At 71.6% G+C, this 15,106-nt stretch carries 15 protein-coding genes; 5 read left to right on the forward strand and 10 right to left on the reverse strand.

All coding sequences use genetic code 11. The annotated features are described in order from the left end of the window. Nucleotides 1-17: 17 nt before the first annotated feature. Nucleotides 18-383, reverse strand: coding sequence for a cupin domain-containing protein (locus tag BJ959_RS01895; protein WP_153980971.1), 366 nt, complete (start codon nucleotides 381-383; stop codon nucleotides 18-20). A 4-nt stretch (nucleotides 384-387) separates the two neighbouring features. After that, nucleotides 388-1,758, reverse strand: a complete 1,371-nt coding sequence (locus tag BJ959_RS01900) for an NAD-dependent succinate-semialdehyde dehydrogenase (protein ID WP_153980970.1) — start codon at nucleotides 1,756-1,758, stop codon at nucleotides 388-390. A gap of 176 nt (nucleotides 1,759-1,934) precedes the next feature. On the opposite strand from BJ959_RS01900, the gene BJ959_RS01905 reads away from it, so the two are divergent. Beyond that, a complete protein-coding gene (locus tag BJ959_RS01905; protein ID WP_165878966.1) occupies nucleotides 1,935-2,726 on the forward strand; it encodes an EI24 domain-containing protein in 792 nt (263 codons plus the stop codon). On the opposite strand, the gene BJ959_RS01910 is transcribed toward BJ959_RS01905, so the two are convergent. After that, nucleotides 2,723-3,865: a CaiB/BaiF CoA transferase family protein gene (locus BJ959_RS01910; RefSeq protein WP_153980968.1), complete on the reverse strand. Its 1,143-nt coding sequence runs from the start codon at nucleotides 3,863-3,865 to the stop codon at nucleotides 2,723-2,725. The two genes, BJ959_RS01905 and BJ959_RS01910, sit on opposite strands and share 4 nt — an antisense overlap. Nucleotides 3,866-3,934: 69 nt before the next feature. Between BJ959_RS01910 and BJ959_RS01915 the strand changes: the two genes are divergently transcribed. Further along, nucleotides 3,935-5,098, forward strand: coding sequence for an acyl-CoA dehydrogenase family protein (locus BJ959_RS01915; RefSeq protein WP_153980967.1), 1,164 nt, complete (start codon nucleotides 3,935-3,937; stop codon nucleotides 5,096-5,098). A gap of 71 nt (nucleotides 5,099-5,169) precedes the next feature. Here BJ959_RS01915 and BJ959_RS01920 read toward each other — a convergent pair whose 3' ends face one another. The 4 genes from BJ959_RS01920 to BJ959_RS01935 form a co-directional block, all read right to left on the reverse strand. Then, nucleotides 5,170-6,618, reverse strand: coding sequence for a glyceraldehyde-3-phosphate dehydrogenase (locus BJ959_RS01920; RefSeq protein WP_153980966.1), 1,449 nt, complete (start codon nucleotides 6,616-6,618; stop codon nucleotides 5,170-5,172). Between the two features lie 156 nt (nucleotides 6,619-6,774). Next, complete coding sequence (rlmN, locus tag BJ959_RS01925) at nucleotides 6,775-8,034, reverse strand: dual-specificity RNA methyltransferase RlmN (protein WP_153980965.1); 1,260 nt, start codon at nucleotides 8,032-8,034, stop codon at nucleotides 6,775-6,777. Nucleotides 8,035-8,054: 20 nt separating this feature from the next. Next, nucleotides 8,055-8,975 carry an alpha/beta hydrolase gene (locus tag BJ959_RS01930; RefSeq protein WP_153980964.1) on the reverse strand — a complete coding sequence of 307 codons (921 nt, stop codon included), beginning with the start codon at nucleotides 8,973-8,975 and terminating at the stop codon, nucleotides 8,055-8,057. Next, nucleotides 8,972-9,334, reverse strand: coding sequence for a hypothetical protein (locus BJ959_RS01935; protein ID WP_153980963.1), 363 nt, complete (start codon nucleotides 9,332-9,334; stop codon nucleotides 8,972-8,974). Before BJ959_RS01935 ends, BJ959_RS01930 begins: the two co-directional genes overlap by 4 nt. An 81-nt stretch (nucleotides 9,335-9,415) precedes the next feature. Here BJ959_RS01935 and BJ959_RS01940 point away from each other — a divergent pair, with 81 nt between their 5' ends. Then, a complete protein-coding gene (locus tag BJ959_RS01940) occupies nucleotides 9,416-9,940 on the forward strand; it encodes a helix-turn-helix domain-containing protein (protein WP_153980962.1) in 525 nt (174 codons plus the stop codon). A 30-nt stretch (nucleotides 9,941-9,970) separates the two neighbouring features. Next, the gene (locus BJ959_RS01945) at nucleotides 9,971-10,408 is read left to right on the forward strand and encodes a YciI family protein (RefSeq protein ID WP_207948960.1); all 438 of its coding nucleotides are present in this window, start codon (nucleotides 9,971-9,973) and stop codon (nucleotides 10,406-10,408) included. Nucleotides 10,409-10,411: 3 nt separating this feature from the next. Here BJ959_RS01945 and argG read toward each other — a convergent pair whose 3' ends face one another. Beyond that, nucleotides 10,412-11,854 (reverse strand): argininosuccinate synthase, encoded by a 1,443-nt coding sequence (gene argG / locus BJ959_RS01950; protein WP_153980961.1) that lies wholly within the window; start codon nucleotides 11,852-11,854, stop codon nucleotides 10,412-10,414. A gap of 153 nt (nucleotides 11,855-12,007) precedes the next feature. Between argG and BJ959_RS01955 the strand changes: the two genes are divergently transcribed. Beyond that, nucleotides 12,008-12,616 (forward strand): GNAT family N-acetyltransferase, encoded by a 609-nt coding sequence (locus BJ959_RS01955; RefSeq protein WP_153980960.1) that lies wholly within the window; start codon nucleotides 12,008-12,010, stop codon nucleotides 12,614-12,616. Nucleotides 12,617-12,646: 30 nt separating this feature from the next. On the opposite strand, the gene BJ959_RS01960 is transcribed toward BJ959_RS01955, so the two are convergent. Then, a complete protein-coding gene (locus BJ959_RS01960) occupies nucleotides 12,647-13,672 on the reverse strand; it encodes a CNNM domain-containing protein (RefSeq protein WP_153980959.1) in 1,026 nt (341 codons plus the stop codon). Beyond that, nucleotides 13,669-15,057, reverse strand: coding sequence for a hemolysin family protein (locus BJ959_RS01965; protein ID WP_153980958.1), 1,389 nt, complete (start codon nucleotides 15,055-15,057; stop codon nucleotides 13,669-13,671). Before BJ959_RS01965 ends, BJ959_RS01960 begins: the two co-directional genes overlap by 4 nt. Nucleotides 15,058-15,106 lie beyond the last annotated feature (49 nt).

The following is a 15,106-nucleotide window of genomic DNA, read 5'->3' on the forward strand; positions in this document are numbered from 1 at the left end:
CGACTCGGGCCCGCGGCTCAGGCCGTGGGGATGATGACGAACACCTTGCGCAGCGGCTCGTGGACATGCCACACGCCGCGCCAGCCGGCGGGGGTGACGAAGAGGTCGCCGGCCTGCAGCTCGAGAGGATCCTCGCCGTCCTCGACCAGGGTGACCCGGCCGCTGACCAGATAGCAGATCTCGTGATAGCCGTCGCGGGTGGCGGTGAACGACCCCGCGGTGGCCTCCCAGATGCCCGCCTCGACGGGCCCGGGGCTCACCCCCGGCGCAGCCCAGACGTCGGTGACGCCCTCGGACTGGCCGGGAGTGAGCGTTGTCGGCTTCGGTGCGAACGCCGCGATGGCGTGCTCGGGAGCGTTGCGCAGCAGAACCGTGGTGGGCATGGGACTAGGCGATGCGGATCATCTTCTTGTTGACGAACTCGTCGATGCCCAGCGTGCCGAGCTCGCGGCCCGAGCCGGAGCGCTTGATGCCGCCGAAGGGCAGCTCGGGGCTGTCTGCGAGCACGCAGTTGATGTAGACCATGCCGGCCTCGATCTTGTCGGCGACGCGCGCGGCCTGCTCCTCGTCGGTTGTGAAGAGGTACGAACCGAGGCCGAACGGGGTGTCGTTGGCGAGCTCGACGGCCTCGTCCTCGTTGTGCACCTTGAACACCTGCGCGACGGGGCCGAAGAACTCCTCGTAGTAGGCCGAGTTGCCGGGCTTCACGTTGGCCAGCACGGTGGCCGAGAAGAAGGTGCCCTCGCGGGTGCCTCCGGTGACGATCTCGGCACCGCCGGCGACGGCGCGCTTGACCTGGTCCTCGAGGCCCTCGGCCGCGCTGGCCGACGAGAGCGGGCCGTAGACGGCGCCCTCGACCATCGGGTCGCTCGGCGCGGCCGCCGACATCGACGCGGCGAACTTCTCCAGGAAGGCGTCGTACAGCGAGTCGATGACGATGAAGCGCTTGGCGCCGTTGCACGACTGGCCGCTGTTGTCGAGGCGGGCATCGACGGCCATCTGCACGGTCGCGTCGAGGTCGTCGGTGCTGAGCACGATGAAGGGGTCGCTTCCGCCGAGCTCGAGCACGACCTTCTTCAGGTGGCGACCGGCCTGCTCGGCGACGGCCGCACCGGCACGCTCCGAGCCGGTGAGCGACACGCCCATGACCCGCGGGTCAGCGATGATCGTCGAGACCTGGTCGGTCGTGGCGAACAGGTTCGTGTAGGCGCCGACCGGGAACCCGGCGTCGGCGAAGATCTGGTGGATCGCCTCGGCCGACTCGGGGCACTGCGCGGCGTGCTTGAGCAGGATCGTGTTGCCGAGGATCAGGTTCGGGCCAGCGAAGCGGGCGACCTGGTAGTACGGGAAGTTCCAGGGCATGATGCCGAGCAGAACGCCCATCGGGCTCTTGCGGATGAACGCCGAGCCCTCGCTGCCCTCCGCGAGCGCGATCGGCTCGTCCTTCAGCAGGGCCGGACCGTTGTCGGCGTAGTACTGGTAGATGTCGGCCGAGAAGTCGACCTCGCCGAGGGCGGCCTCGATCGGCTTGCCCATCTCGCGAACGATGATCTCGGCGAGGTGCTGGCGGCGCTCGCGGTGCAGCTCGGCGACCTTCGTGATGAGAGCGGCGCGCTCCTCGACCGTGGTCGAGCGCGACCAGCCGCGGTAGGCGTTGTAGGCGCCCTCGATCGCGCTGGCGACCTCGGCGTCGGTCGCGGTCGAGTACGACCGCAGCGTCTCGCCGGTGGCGGGGTTGATCACTGCGTACTTGCTCATGAGGCTCCTCATCGAATGGACGGATGGTGCGGGGCGCGGCCCCAGGGCGGCGGCGGTGCGCACCTGGGCCCAGCCTAGGGTCAGCGAGCATCCGGCCGCATCGCCGTCATGGAGATTCCCGGCAGTCTCTTCGCCACCGTGTACAGGTCTTCGCCGCGCCGTCTACAGTGGCTCGCATGAGGCGCCTGCGACACGTGGTCCGCGAGCTGCTGGCCGGCGCCGCGCTGGTGCCGAGGGGTTTCGCGCTGTGGCGCACACGGCCCGGGGCGATGGCCCTCGGCATGGTGCCAGCCCTCATCGCGGCCACCCTCATCGCCGTCGTGCTGATCACCCTGGGGCTCAACGTCGAGGCGCTGGCCCAGGCGATCACGCCCTTCGCCGACGGATGGGCCGAGCGCGACCGGGGCATCCTCCGCACCCTGCTGGCGCTGCTGCTCGTCGCTGGCGCGATCACCGCCACGATCTACACCTTCACGACCCTCACGTTGCTGATCGGCGACCCCTTCTACGAGCGGATCTGGCGCGCGGCCGAGGAGGACCTCGGCGGCTTCACTCCCTCCCCGCTGCGCTTCTGGCGTTCGGTCGGCGACGGCGTGCTGCTCGTGCTGCGCGCGCTCGGCTACGCGCTCACGACGTGGGTCATCGGCCTGATCCCCGTCGTCGGGTCCGTCGCCGCGGCGATCGTCGGCCCGATGCTCGCCGGTCACCTCATCGCGCGCGAGCTCACCACGCGACCGTTCCAGGCGCGGGGCATCGACCTCACGGGGCGCGGGCGGCTCCTGCGCGGCTCGCGCTCCCGGGAGCTGGGGTTCGGCATCGCCACCCAGCTGGTCTTCCTGGTGCCCGGCGGCGCGATCGCCGTCATGCCGGCCGCCGTCGCCGGAGCGACGCGGCTCGCCCGCGACGTGCTCGCCCGGGCTGAACAGGCCGCCCCGGCTCCCCCGGACCCCGCTGCCGACGCGCTCTAGCCCTCGGCGAGCCAGGCGCGGAGAGCGGCGCCGTGCTCATCGAGCGCCGGCGGCGCCGTCGGCACGACGGGCGCGAAGGCCGAGTAGCGCACGGGGTGCGCCAACTGCTCCGGATGCCCCTCCCCCACCGCGACCGTCGGTGCGAGCCCGAGCCGCCGCGCGAGCGCAAGCGCCTCGCCGATGCCGTTGACGGTTCCGGCGGGCACCCCGACCGCGAGCAGGCGCGCCGCCCAGGCCGCGGCGTCGTCCGCGGCCAGCAGCGCCTCGAGAGCGGCTTCGAGCTGGTCACGGTGCGCGACCCGCGCGGGGTTGGTCGCGAAGCGCGGGTCGCTCGCGAGCTCGGGAGACCCCAGCTCACGGCACAGGGCCGCGAACTGCGCATCATTGCCGACGGCGACGGCGAGCATCCCGTCGCGGCAGCGCAGCGTCTCGTAGGGGGCGATCGAGGGGTGCCGGTTGCCGAGCGCGCGCGGCGACTGCCCGGTCGTGAGGTACGACGAGGCCTGGTTGGCGAGCGAGGCGAGCAGGCTGCCCATGAGCGAGACCTCGACGTGCTGGCCCTCGCCGCCCGCGCGCTCGCGGTGCAGCAGCGCGGCGAGCACTCCCATGACCGCGTGGTTGGCGGCGAGCAGGTCGACCATGGCCACGCCGACCTTGCGCGGCTCGCCGCCGGCGTCGCCGGTGATGCTCATGAGGCCGCCGAGCGCTTGCACGAGGAAGTCGTAGCCCGGCATCGATGCACCCTCGCCGGTGGACCCGAAGCCGGTGATCGAGCAGTAGACGGCGCGTGGGTTGCGCGCGCGCACGCTCACGGCGTCGAGTCCGAAGCGCTCGAGGGCGCCGGTGCGGTAGTTCTCGATGACGACGTCGGCGCGGTCGACGAGCGCGCGGGCCGTCGCGAGGTCGTCGGGGTCGCCGAAGTCGAGGGCGATCGACTGCTTGCTGCGGTTGGCCGACTCGAAGTACGCGCTCGACGACCCCGCCCACGGCGGACCCCAGGCGCGCGTGTCGTCGCCGGCACCCGGGCGCTCGACCTTCACCACGCGCGCGCCCAGGTCGGCGAGCATGACAGCCGCGGTCGGGCCGGCGAGCACGCGGCTGAGATCGGCGACGAGCATCCCGTCGAGGGGTCGAATCATGAGGCAACTGTACAAGTGGACAAAAGCGCGAGCGACGGGCACGATGAGCGTGCACCAGAGAGGACCCTCATGACCGACTCGCCCCTTGACCTCATCGGTTTCGACAGCCTGCTCACCGACGAGGAGCGAGCGACCCGCGACCGCGTGCGCGCGTTCGTCGACAGCGACCTGCGCCCGAACATCGCCCGCTGGTACGACGAGGGCGTCTTCCCGCGCGAGATCATCCAACCGATGGGCGCCCTCGGCCTGCTGGGCATGCACCTGCAGGGGTACGGCTGCGCCGGACGATCGGCCGTCGAGTACGGCCTCGCGGCCGCCGAGCTGGAGGCCGGCGACTCGGGCCTGCGCACCTTCGTCTCGGTGCAGGGCTCGCTGGCGATGACCGCCATCCACACCTTCGGCTCGGAGGAGCAGAAGACAGAGTGGCTTCCGCGCATGGCGCGTGGTGAGGCGATCGGATGCTTCGGCCTCACCGAGCCGGAGGCCGGCAGCGACCCGGCCTCGATGCGCACCTTCGCGCGCCGCGACGGTGACGACTGGGTCATCACCGGCAGCAAGCGCTGGATCGGACTCGCGTCGATCGCCGACATCGCCGTGATCTGGGCGAACACGGATGCGGGCATCCGCGGCTTCCTCGTGCCGACCGGCACGCCCGGCTTCACCGCGACGCCGATCGCCCAGAAGCTGTCGATGCGTGCGTCGATCCAGTGCGACATCGTGCTCGACGAGGTGCGCGTGCCCGCGTCGGCGCAGCTGCCCGGCGCGGAGGGTCTGCGCGGACCGTTCACCTGCCTCAACCAGGCGCGCTACGGCATCGTCTGGGGCGTCATGGGCGCGGCGCTCGACAGCTACCGCGCGGCGCTGGCCTACGTGCAGCAGCGCGAGGTGTTCGGCAAGCCGGTCGCCGCCTACCAGCTGACCCAGCAGAAGCTCGTCGACATGGCGCTCGAGATCGACAAGGGCTTCCTGCTCGCCCTGCAGCTCGGTCGCCTCAAGGATGCGGGCCAGTTGCAGCCGCACCAGATCTCCGTGGGCAAGCTCAACAACGCGCGCGTGGCGATCGACATCGCCCGCGAGGCGCGCGCGATGCTCGGCGGCAACGGCGTGACCCTCGAGCACTCGCCGCTGCGGCACGCCAACAACCTGGAGTCGGTGCGCACCTACGAGGGCACCGATGAGGTGCACACGCTGATCCTCGGCAACGCGATCACGGGCATCCCCGCGTTCCGCTAGCCGCATCCCCCGCGCCCCCGTCGGGGCCGGGTGGCGCGGGTGGCGCTAGCGGGTGTTCGGCGCGCGGCGCGCTACTCCCCCACGCGGGCAGGAACGACCGCCGGGTGCGTCCCCGCCATCGTCTCGAGCACCCGCACGACCTGCGAGCTGTAGCCGAACTCGTTGTCGTACCAGACGTACACGACGAGGTTGTCGCCCGTGCTGATGGTGGCGAGTCCGTCGACGATGCCGGCGCGGTGCGAGCCGATGAAGTCGGTCGAGACCACCTCGGGCGACTCGATGTAGTCGATCTGCTGGCGCAGGTTCGAGTGCAGCGAGGCCTGGCGCAGGAAGGTGTTCACCTCGTCGCGCGTGGTCGGTCGGGCGAGACGCAGGTTGAGGATCGCCATCGACACGTCGGGGGTGGGCACGCGGATCGCGTTGCCGGTGAGCTTGCCCTCGAGCACGGGCAGCGCCTTCGCGACGGCCTTCGCAGCGCCGGTCTCGGTGATGACCATGTTGAGCGCGGCCGAGCGGCCGCGCCGGTCGCCCTTGTGGAAGTTGTCGATCAGGTTCTGGTCGTTCGTGAACGAGTGCACGGTCTCGACGTGGCCGTGCACGATGCCGTACTCGTCGTTCAGCACCTTCAGCACCGGGGTGATCGCGTTGGTCGTGCACGAGGCGGCGGTGACGATGCGCTGGTCCGCCGTGATCGTCTCGTGGTTGATGCCGTGCACGATGTTCGGCAGCGCGCCCTTGCCCGGGGCGGTCAGCAGCACCCGTGCGACACCCGTCGAGCGCAGGTGCTGCGCGAGCCCCTCCTCGTCGCGCCAGCGGCCCGTGTTGTCGACGACGATCGCGTTGTCGATGCCGTAGGCGGTGTAGTCGATCGCGGCCGGGTCGTCGGCGTAGATCACCTGGATCAGCGTGCCGTTGGCGAGGATCGTGTTCGCCTCGGCGTCGACGGTGATCGTGCCCTCGAAGGGCCCGTGCACCGAGTCGCGGCGCAGCAGGCTCGCGCGCTTGACGATGTCGTTCTCGCCGCCCTTGCGCACGACAATCGCGCGCAGGTGCAGTCCCGCGCCGTTGCCGGCGTGGGCGATCAGGATGCGTGCCAGCAGCCGCCCGATGCGGCCGAAGCCGTACAGCACCACGTCGGTGCCGCGCGGGTCGCCGGTGGGCGCCGGAGCAGCGCCGACGACCTCACCGAGGTAGGCGGCGAGCGAGCGCCCGGCACCGTGCGCGTCGTAGTCGCCGAGCAGGCGCGCGATGTCGAGGGATGCGGAGCCCGGGTCGAGCGTGAGCAGGGCATCCAGCACCTCGCGCGTGCGCTCGAGCGGCAGCACCGCACCCGTGACGTGGTGCGCGTAGCGGTGCGCCTTGATGACGCCGATCGGCGACTGGTTGATGAGCCGGCGGCCGTGGATCGAGGTCACCACCCCGTGGTCGCGGTAGAGACGGCCGATCAGCGGGATCAGCTGCTCGGCGAGGGTCTCGCGGGCCTTCCAGGCCTCGCGCTGGGCAATGACGGCGTCGGTCATGGTTCGTTCTCCTGCGCGCACGATCGACTTGTGGTCGACGGCCGCGCGGGTCGGGGGCGGTTTCGCTCACGAGGGTAGCGAGCGGGCGTCCCGCGATCGGGGCCGCACGGCCGGTCACGGCGCGAAAGTTCGGCGGTTCTTTCCGAATCGAGCGGGTCAGGCGCCGTCTGCGGCGGCGAGCTGTCCGCAGGCACCGTCGATCTCCTTGCCCCGCGTGTCGCGCAGGGTCGTGGGGATGCCGGCGGCCTCCAGCCGCCGGACGAACTCGCGCATGACCGCGGGCTCCGAGCTCGTCCAGATCGACCCGGGCGTCGGATTCAGCGGGATCGGGTTCACGTGCACCCAGCCCCGCCCCCGGGCGAGCAGCTTCTGCGCGAGCAGGTCGGCGCGCCAGGCGTGGTCGTTCATGTCCTTGATGAGCGCGTACTCGATCGACACCCGGCGGCCGGTGGCATCGAAGTAGGCGCGCGCGGCGTCGAGGGCCTCGTCGACCTTCCATCGCGAGTTGACCGGGATCAGCTCGTCGCGCAGCTCGTCGTCGGGCGCGTGCAGGCTCAGCGCGAAGGTGACCGGCACCTTCTCGGCGGCGAGCTTCTCGATGGCGGGAACGAGCCCGACCGTCGAGACGGTGATGTGCCGGGCGCTCATGCCGAGGCCGTCGGGCTGGGGGGCGACCATCGTGCGCACCGCATCCATCACGCGGTTGTAGTTGGCGAGCGGCTCGCCCATTCCCATGAACACGATGTTGCTGACCCGCTCGGGCGTGGTCTCGCCGCGCTTCTTGCCACCGAGCTCGCCTGCGGCGATCGCCGCGTTGGCCTGCACGACCTGGTCGACGATCTCGGCAGTCGACATGTTGCGCGTCAGCCCGGCCTGGCCGGTGGCGCAGAACGGGCAGTTCATGCCGCACCCGGCCTGGCTGGAGACGCACAAGGTGATGCGGCCGGGGTAGCGCATGAGCACGCTCTCGACCAGGGCTCCGTCGTGCAGTTTCCAGAGGAATTTGATGGTGTCGCCGTTGTCGGTGCGCAGGCGCCGCACCTCGGTCAGCAGCGGCGGCAGCAGGCCGGCGACGAGCTCGTCGCGCTGGGCGGCCGGCAGGTCGGTCATGCGCGCCGGGTCGGTCGTGCAGTGGGTGAAGTAGTGGGTGCTCAGCTGCTTCGCGCGGAAGCCGGGCAGGCCGAGCTCGATGACACGGGCGGTGCGCTGCTCGGGCGTGAGATCGGCGAGGTGCACGGGCGGCTTGCCGCGCTTCGGCTCGGCGAACTGCAGCACTGGCCGGCCGTCCGGGCCGAGCTTCTGCTGCCAGCCCTCGGTCGTCGGGCGGACCTGGGGACGAGCATCCGTCGTCGATGGGGCGGCCGCGCGCGGGGTCGGGGCCGCGCCGTTGTTGCGGATGCCGCGCTCGACTGCCATGCCTCCCAGGGTACGCGGTGTCAGACGACGCGCCCGGACAGTGTGTCGTCGACCCAGTCTGCGATGAGCGGCACGATGCGCTCGTCGATGGGCCGGCGCAGATCGCTGCGGTAGTCCTTCAACGATGCCGCCGGCTGACGCCGCAGGATGTGGCTGAGCCCGTCGAGCACCTCGCTCCGGGTGGGTGCCGCGCGCACTGTCGCGATGAGCAGGGTGTCCTCCGGCGGGGATTGCAGGTCGAACTCTCCGCCCAGGGCGAGGACCGGCTGCGGGGCGGACCGCAGGTCGGCGGTCGGGTCGTAGGCCATGAACTCGCGGTGCCAGCGGGCGTTGATGCGGGCGCCGCCGATGCGGGCGACATCGCCGGTGGTGGCGAGAATCTTCTGCCGGTTCTTCTCGGTCTGCGCCTCGAGGTCGGTGCGCATCAGGCGCAGGATGCCCCGCACGAGTCCCGGCACCTGATCCTGCAGCGCCTGCGCCTGCCAGCGCAGCACCTCGAGGCCCGAGCGGGCATAGCCCGACAGGAGCACTCCCCCGGCCACCGCGGGTCGCTCGGCGAGGATGCGCGCCGCGATCGCGGAGCCCTCGCTATGGCCGATCACCACGATTGGCAGGTGCGCGCCGGCGAGGAGGGTCGCGGCATGGTCGACGACGGCGAGAGCGTCGTCCACGAGGTCGTGGAACCCGGTCGCCAGGAAGTCGCCGCCCGTCGCGCCGACGCCGCGCTTGTCCCAGCGGACGCTCGCGATGCCCCGGGCCGCCAGGCCCTCCGCGAGCTGGCGCTGGATGCCGAGGGGCAGACGGCGAGCGTCTCCGTTGCGGTCGATCGGGCCGCTGCCGGGGAGGAGGACTGCGAGAGCGAGCGCCCCGGCCAGGCCGGGTACGGGCTCGAGGATCTCGGCGGCGAGCGGCACCGCGGCGGGGATCGAGATCGCGGTCATCGAGCCGGGTCCGCCACCAGGCCGCCCAGCTGCGCGGCAAGCTCGGGCGCGCGCTCGGTCGAGACGATCACCGAACGCAGCGAACCGGCACGGGTGTGGATGCGCAGGGCCGGCCCACGACCACGGACGAGCGCGATGGTGGCTCCGCCACGACGGCGCCAGGTGCCGATCTTCGCTCCGCCGGGCACACCGAGTCCGGGGGCACGGAGTCCCTGGACGGCGGCGAGGCCGTCGGGTACGGCATCCACGGCGCTGATCGCGTCGAGGGGCAGTCGGAGGTCGCCGCGGAGCGCGAAGATGCGCTCGGCGACGGTGAGGCGCAGGGTGACGCTCTGGGCGTCGATCGTGATGGTCGGCACATCAGGCCTTTCTTCTCGGGAACTCCTCATTGATATCATAGTTGATAATGTTTGTGCAACTGAGATTGATAGGGTGGGATCATGACGACCGCCGACCTGCTGCTGCACCCCGTGCGGCTTCGGATTATCCAGGCGATGCTCGGCCGCGACGCGCTCACCACGCGCGACCTGGGCGAGCGCCTGCCCGAGATCGCGCCCGCGACTCTCTACCGCCACGTCGGCGCGCTCGTGGACGCCGAGGTGCTGACCGTTGTCGCAGAGCGGAAAGTGCGCGGAACCGTCGAGCGCACCCTGCGGCTGCGCGAGGAGCGCACGAGCGTCGATGCCGACGATCCCGAGCTCGATGCCGAGGCGCTCCGCGGCGGATTCCTCGCCTATCTGGCGAGCCTCGCCGGCGCTTTCGACGGCTACCTCGATGGCCCCCGCACGACGCTCGCGGCCGATCTCGTCGGGTTCCGGCAGATCGCCGTCCACGCGACCGACGACGAGTGGCGCACGGCCCTGGCGGGGATGCGCGAGGCGATCGCGCCGCTGCTGCAGCGCGAGCAGGCACCGCCTGGCGCGCGCCGACGGATCCTCGCTACGGTGAGCCTGCCCGCCGACTGACGGCGGGGACATCTGGTCGAAGGAGCCGCCATGCCCACCTACATGCTCATCATGCGTGCCAGCGAGGCCGGTCTCGCTGCCAGCAAAGCCCAGGACATGGAGTCGGTGATCACCGCCATGGGCCGGTACAACGAGGCGATGATGGATGCGGGCGTCATGGTCGGCGGCGACGGCCTCAGCGACCCGGCGGAGGGCGCGGTCGTCGACTTCTCGACCCCGGAGCCCTCGGTCACCCCGGGCGCCTACGGTCCGGTCGAGTCGCTCTTCAACGGCTACTGGACGATCCGGGTCGACGACCTCGATGCCGCCACCGACTGGGCGCGACGGTGCCCACTCGGCCCCGGGCAGAAGCTCGAGGTGCGGCGCGTGACCGACGAGAGCGACTTCGCTGATTTCGCCGACAACGAGTACCTGCAGAAGGAGGCAGGTTGGCGCGAGGAGCTCGAGGGGAAGCCCGCGGAGGGCTGAGCCTCAGTCGGTGCCGAGGTCGAACGCGGCGCTCTCGCCCGCGGCGTCGATCGCCTCGGCGAGCGCCTCGCGCTCGGCCGTGAGCGGCACCGCGTGCTCGACGACCTCCTCGGCCTCCCCCGCCGTGATGCTGCCGACGAGCTGCGCCGTCGCCCCGCCGATGATGCCCTGGGCGGCGTACTGCTCGAGCCGGGCGCGCGAGTCGGCGATGTCGAGGTTGCGCATCGTCAGCTGGCCGATGCGGTCGGTGGGGCCGAAGGCCGCGTCACCGACGCGCTCCATCGAGAGCTTCTCGGGCGCGTACGACAGGGCGGGGCCGGTCGTGTCGAGGATCGTGTAGTCGTCACCGCGCCGCAGGCGCAGCGTCACCTCGCCGGTCACCGCCGAGCCCACCCACTTCTGGATGCTCTCGCGCAGCATGAGCGACTGCGGGTCGAGCCACCGACCCTCGTACATGAGGCGCCCGAGGCGGCGCCCCTCGGCGTGGTAGTTCGCGATCGTGTCCTCGTTGTGGATGCCGTTGAGCAGCCGCTCGTAGGCGATGTGCAGCAGGGCCATGCCGGGAGCCTCGTAGATGCCGCGGCTCTTGGCCTCGATGATGCGGTTCTCGATCTGGTCGCTCATGCCCAGGCCGTGGCGGCCGCCGATGCGGTTCGCCTCGAGCACCAGCTGCACCGCATCCGTGAATTCGACGCCGTTGAGGGCGACGGGACGGCCCTCGATGAAGCGCACCGTGACCGTCTCGGCGGCGATCTCGACCGACTCGTCCCAGAAGCGCACGCCCATGATCGGCTCGACCGTCTCGAGCGAGACGTCGAGGTGCTCGAGCGTCTTCGCCTCGTGCGTCGCGCCCCAGATGTTGGCATCGGTCGAGTAGGCCTTCTCGGCCGAGTCGCGGTACGGGAAGCCGTGCGCGACGAGCCACTCGCTCATCTCCTGGCGGCCGCCCAGCTCGGTGACGAAGTCGGCGTCGAGCCAGGGCTTGTAGATGCGCAGGCGGGGGTTGGCGAGCAGGCCGTAGCGGTAGAAGCGCTCGATGTCGTTGCCCTTGTAGGTGCTGCCGTCGCCCCAGATCTCGACGCCGTCCTCCTTCATGGCGCGCACGAGGAGGGTGCCGGTGACGGCACGGCCGAGCGGTGTGGTGTTGAAGTAGGCCTTGCCCGCGCTGCGGATGTGGAAGGCACCGCAGGCGAGGGCGACTAGGCCCTCCTCGACGAGGGCGGCCTTGGCGTCGACGAGCCGGCTGATCTCGGCGCCGTACTCCTTCGCCCGGCCGGGAACGGCGGCGACGTCGGGCTCGTCGGGCTGGCCGAGGTCACCGGTGTAGGTGCAGGGGATCGCGCCTTTGTCGCGCATCCAGGCGACGGCCACCGAGGTGTCGAGGCCGCCGGAGAACGCGATGCCGACGCGCTCGCCGACGGGGAGGGAGGTCAGGACTTTGGACACGCCTCCAGCCTATCGGCGGTCGCGGACCGGGCTGTCGTGCACGATCGCGAGCGCGAACGCTGGCAGAACGTGCGCCCGCAGGGGGTTCGACCGAACCTCGGATGCTTCTGCAGACGCTCGTGCTCAGGCGGGCGGCGCACTAGCGTGGCACGCGTGGCTGAGTCGAGCATCCGCATCGTGCCCGCGAACGAGGCGAGCTGGGACGACCTGCAGGCGATCCTCACGGGCGCGGCGGGCCGCTGCCAGTGCACGCGGCAGCGGCTCGGCGACCGCGAGTGGTACGCCCTGCCGGTCGAGCAGCGCGCCCAGGTGCTGCGCGAGGCGGTCGGGTGCGACGACCGCTCCCCCGACCGCGATCCGGCCCGCACCGCGGGCATCGTGGCGTACGTCGACGACGAGCCGGCCGGCTGGGCGGCGGTGGATGCCCGCAGCGCGTTCCGCCGCCTGCGCGGCTCCCCCGTTCCCTGGGCCGGCCGCGCCGAGCTGCCCGACGACGACACGGTGTGGGCGATCGCCTGCCTGGTGGTGCGGCGCGGGTTCCGCGGGCAGCACCTCACGTACGCCCTCGTCGCGGCGGCGGTCGAGCACGCCCGCGCGCGCGGGGCCCGCGCGGTCGAGGGCTACCCGATGCTGACGCGCGGCGCCGCGGTGACCTGGGACGAGCTGAACGTGGGGCCGGTGGGGCCGTTTCTCGCGGCGGGGTTCACCGAGGTCTCGCACCCGACGACGCGCCGGGTGGTCATGCGGCTCGACCTCGCCTGAGCATCCGCGCGAACAGCCGCGGCGGTCGGCTCAGCGCGCCGGCACGGGCAGCACCCGCGTGAGGATGTCGGCCAGGGTCACGACGCCGCGCAGGCTGCCGCCTTCGACGACGACGGCCAGCTGCACGCTGTGCTCGCGCATGCGGGCGAGCGCCTCATAGACCGGGGTGTCGGCGGCGAGCACGAAGGCGCGCCGCGCCCGGTCGGCCGCCGCGCGGTCGTCCGGGTCGAGCAGCGTGTCGCGCACGTGCACGACCGCGGGCGCGGCCGGGTCGTCGGTGCGCAGCAGGATGCGCAGGTGGCCCGACGCGCGCGCGGCGGCCCGCACGTCGGCGACGGTGGCTCCGACCGGCACCTGCGTCGGGGCGCGGCCGGTGCGCACGAGCGCCGAGACCGGCAGCGAGCCGAGGTCGATGAGCCCCGAGATCTGCTGCTGCACCTCCGACTCGAGCGTGCCGACGCTCGCCGAGTGCTCGACGAGCTGGCGGATCGTGGCGGCGTCCTGTCCCCCGACGGCGACCGTCTCGACCGGCTCGACACCGCTGGCCCGCACGAGCCGGTTGGCGATGCGGTTGACCCAGCCCAGCAGGGGGCGCAGCGGCCAGATGTAGCCGCGCGAGGGCAGTCCGATCACGAGGGCCGACGTCTCGGGGTGGGCGATGGCCCACGACTTGGGGGCCATCTCGCCGACGACGAGGTGCAGGAAGGTGACGACGAACAGCGAGAGCACGAAGGCGGCGCCGCCCGCGAGCCACTCCGGTGCGCCGACCGCGGCGAACAGCGGCTGCAGCCAGGCGTCGACCGCTGGCTTGGTGATGGCGCCGAGCGCGAAGGTGCAGGCGGTGATGCCCAGCTGGGCTCCGGCGAGCATGAGGGTCAGCTCATTGATGCCGCGGAGCGCGGCGCGGGCCGACCGGCTCTCGACCGCCCGCTCCTCCAGCCGGTGGCGGCGCGCGCCGAGCAGCGCGAACTCGATGACGACGAAGAACGCGCTCAGGGCGATGAGCGCGACCGTGATGGGCGTCACGATCCACGGGTTCAGCAGCGGATCGGTCATCGGGCGTCCTCCTCGCGGTCGAGCTCGTCGACCGACAGTGTGAGCAGCCGCACCCGCACGGCGGTCGGCACATGCCGCTCGACCTCGAGCACGTCGACGGCGATGCGGCGGTGCTGCGGATCGTCAGCGACCAGCTCGGCGGGGTCGAGCGGCAGGTCGATGGTGACTGTGTCGCCCTCGGCGGGCAGTGCGCCGCGCGCCGCGATGAGCAGGCCCGCGATGGTCTCGACATCGCCGCGCGGCAGCTCGTGCCCGATGGCGCGCTCGACCTCGTCGAGGTGCACGTCGCCGTCCATGAGCCACTCGTCGTCGCCGTCGGGGATCACGAGCTCGCCCGTGTCGAGGTCGTGCTCGTCGGTGATCTCGCCGACGACCTCCTCGGCGAGATCCTCGAGAGTGAGCAGGCCGGCGAATCCGCCGTACTCGTCGATCACGCAGGCGAGCTCGTTGCGGGTGGCGGAGAGCTGGGCGAGAGCATCCGGTAGCAGCATGAGGGTCGGGATGACCGTCGCGGGCCGCATGAGCGTGGCGACGGGAACGTCCGCCGCGTCGGCGGGCAGGCCGAGCACGTCGGCGAGGTGCACGACGCCGACCGGGGCATCGTCGTCGTCGATGACCGGGTACCGGGTGTGGGCGCGGGCCATGAGGGCGCGCAGCTCGGCGACGGTCGCTGTCGGGCGCACCCAGTCGACCTGCGAGCGCGGGATCATCGCGTGCTCGACGTCGCGCTGGGGGAAGTCGAGGATGCGGTCGATCATGAGCGACAGCTCGCGGGGCAGGTCGCCGCTGTCGCGCGAGTCGGCGATGATGTGGGGCAGATCCTCGGCGGAGGCGCTGACGTCGAGGTCGTGCACCGGCTCGATGCGCAGCAGGCGCAGCAGCAGGTTCGCCGAGCGGTCGAAGAAGGCGATGAGCCAGCCGAAGACCGTGAGGTAGACGAGGGTTGAGCGCGCGAGGCCGCGCGACAGCTTCTCGGGCGCGGCAATGGCGAGGTTCTTCGGGTACAGCTCGCCGACGATCATCTGCACGATCGCGGCGACCGAGAGGGTGAGCACGGTGCCGATGGTGATCGACACGATCGGGTCGATACCGGTGCCGCCGAGCAGCACCCCGATCGATTCGCCGACGAGCGGCTCCGCGACGAAGCCGACGAGCAAGCCGGTGACGGTGATGCCGAGCTGGGCACCGGAGAGCATGAAGGTCGTGCGCTTCGTGACCCGCAGAGCGCGGGCCGCGGCGGCGTCACCCTCGGCAGCGCGGGCAGCCAGCTTCGTGCGGTCGACCGACATGAAGGCGAACTCCTGGGCCACGAAGTAGCCGTTGGCGGCGATGATCGCGAGGATCAGCACGATGCCGAGGAGGAGCGTGAGCAGCGGCTCGATCATCGGATGACCGGCCGCTCGGGACTATGGCTGGGTGAGTCGGATGGTGCGG

The sequence above is a fragment of the Microcella frigidaquae genome (genome assembly GCF_014200395.1).
Lineage (GTDB): Bacteria > Actinomycetota > Actinomycetes > Actinomycetales > Microbacteriaceae > Microcella > Microcella frigidaquae.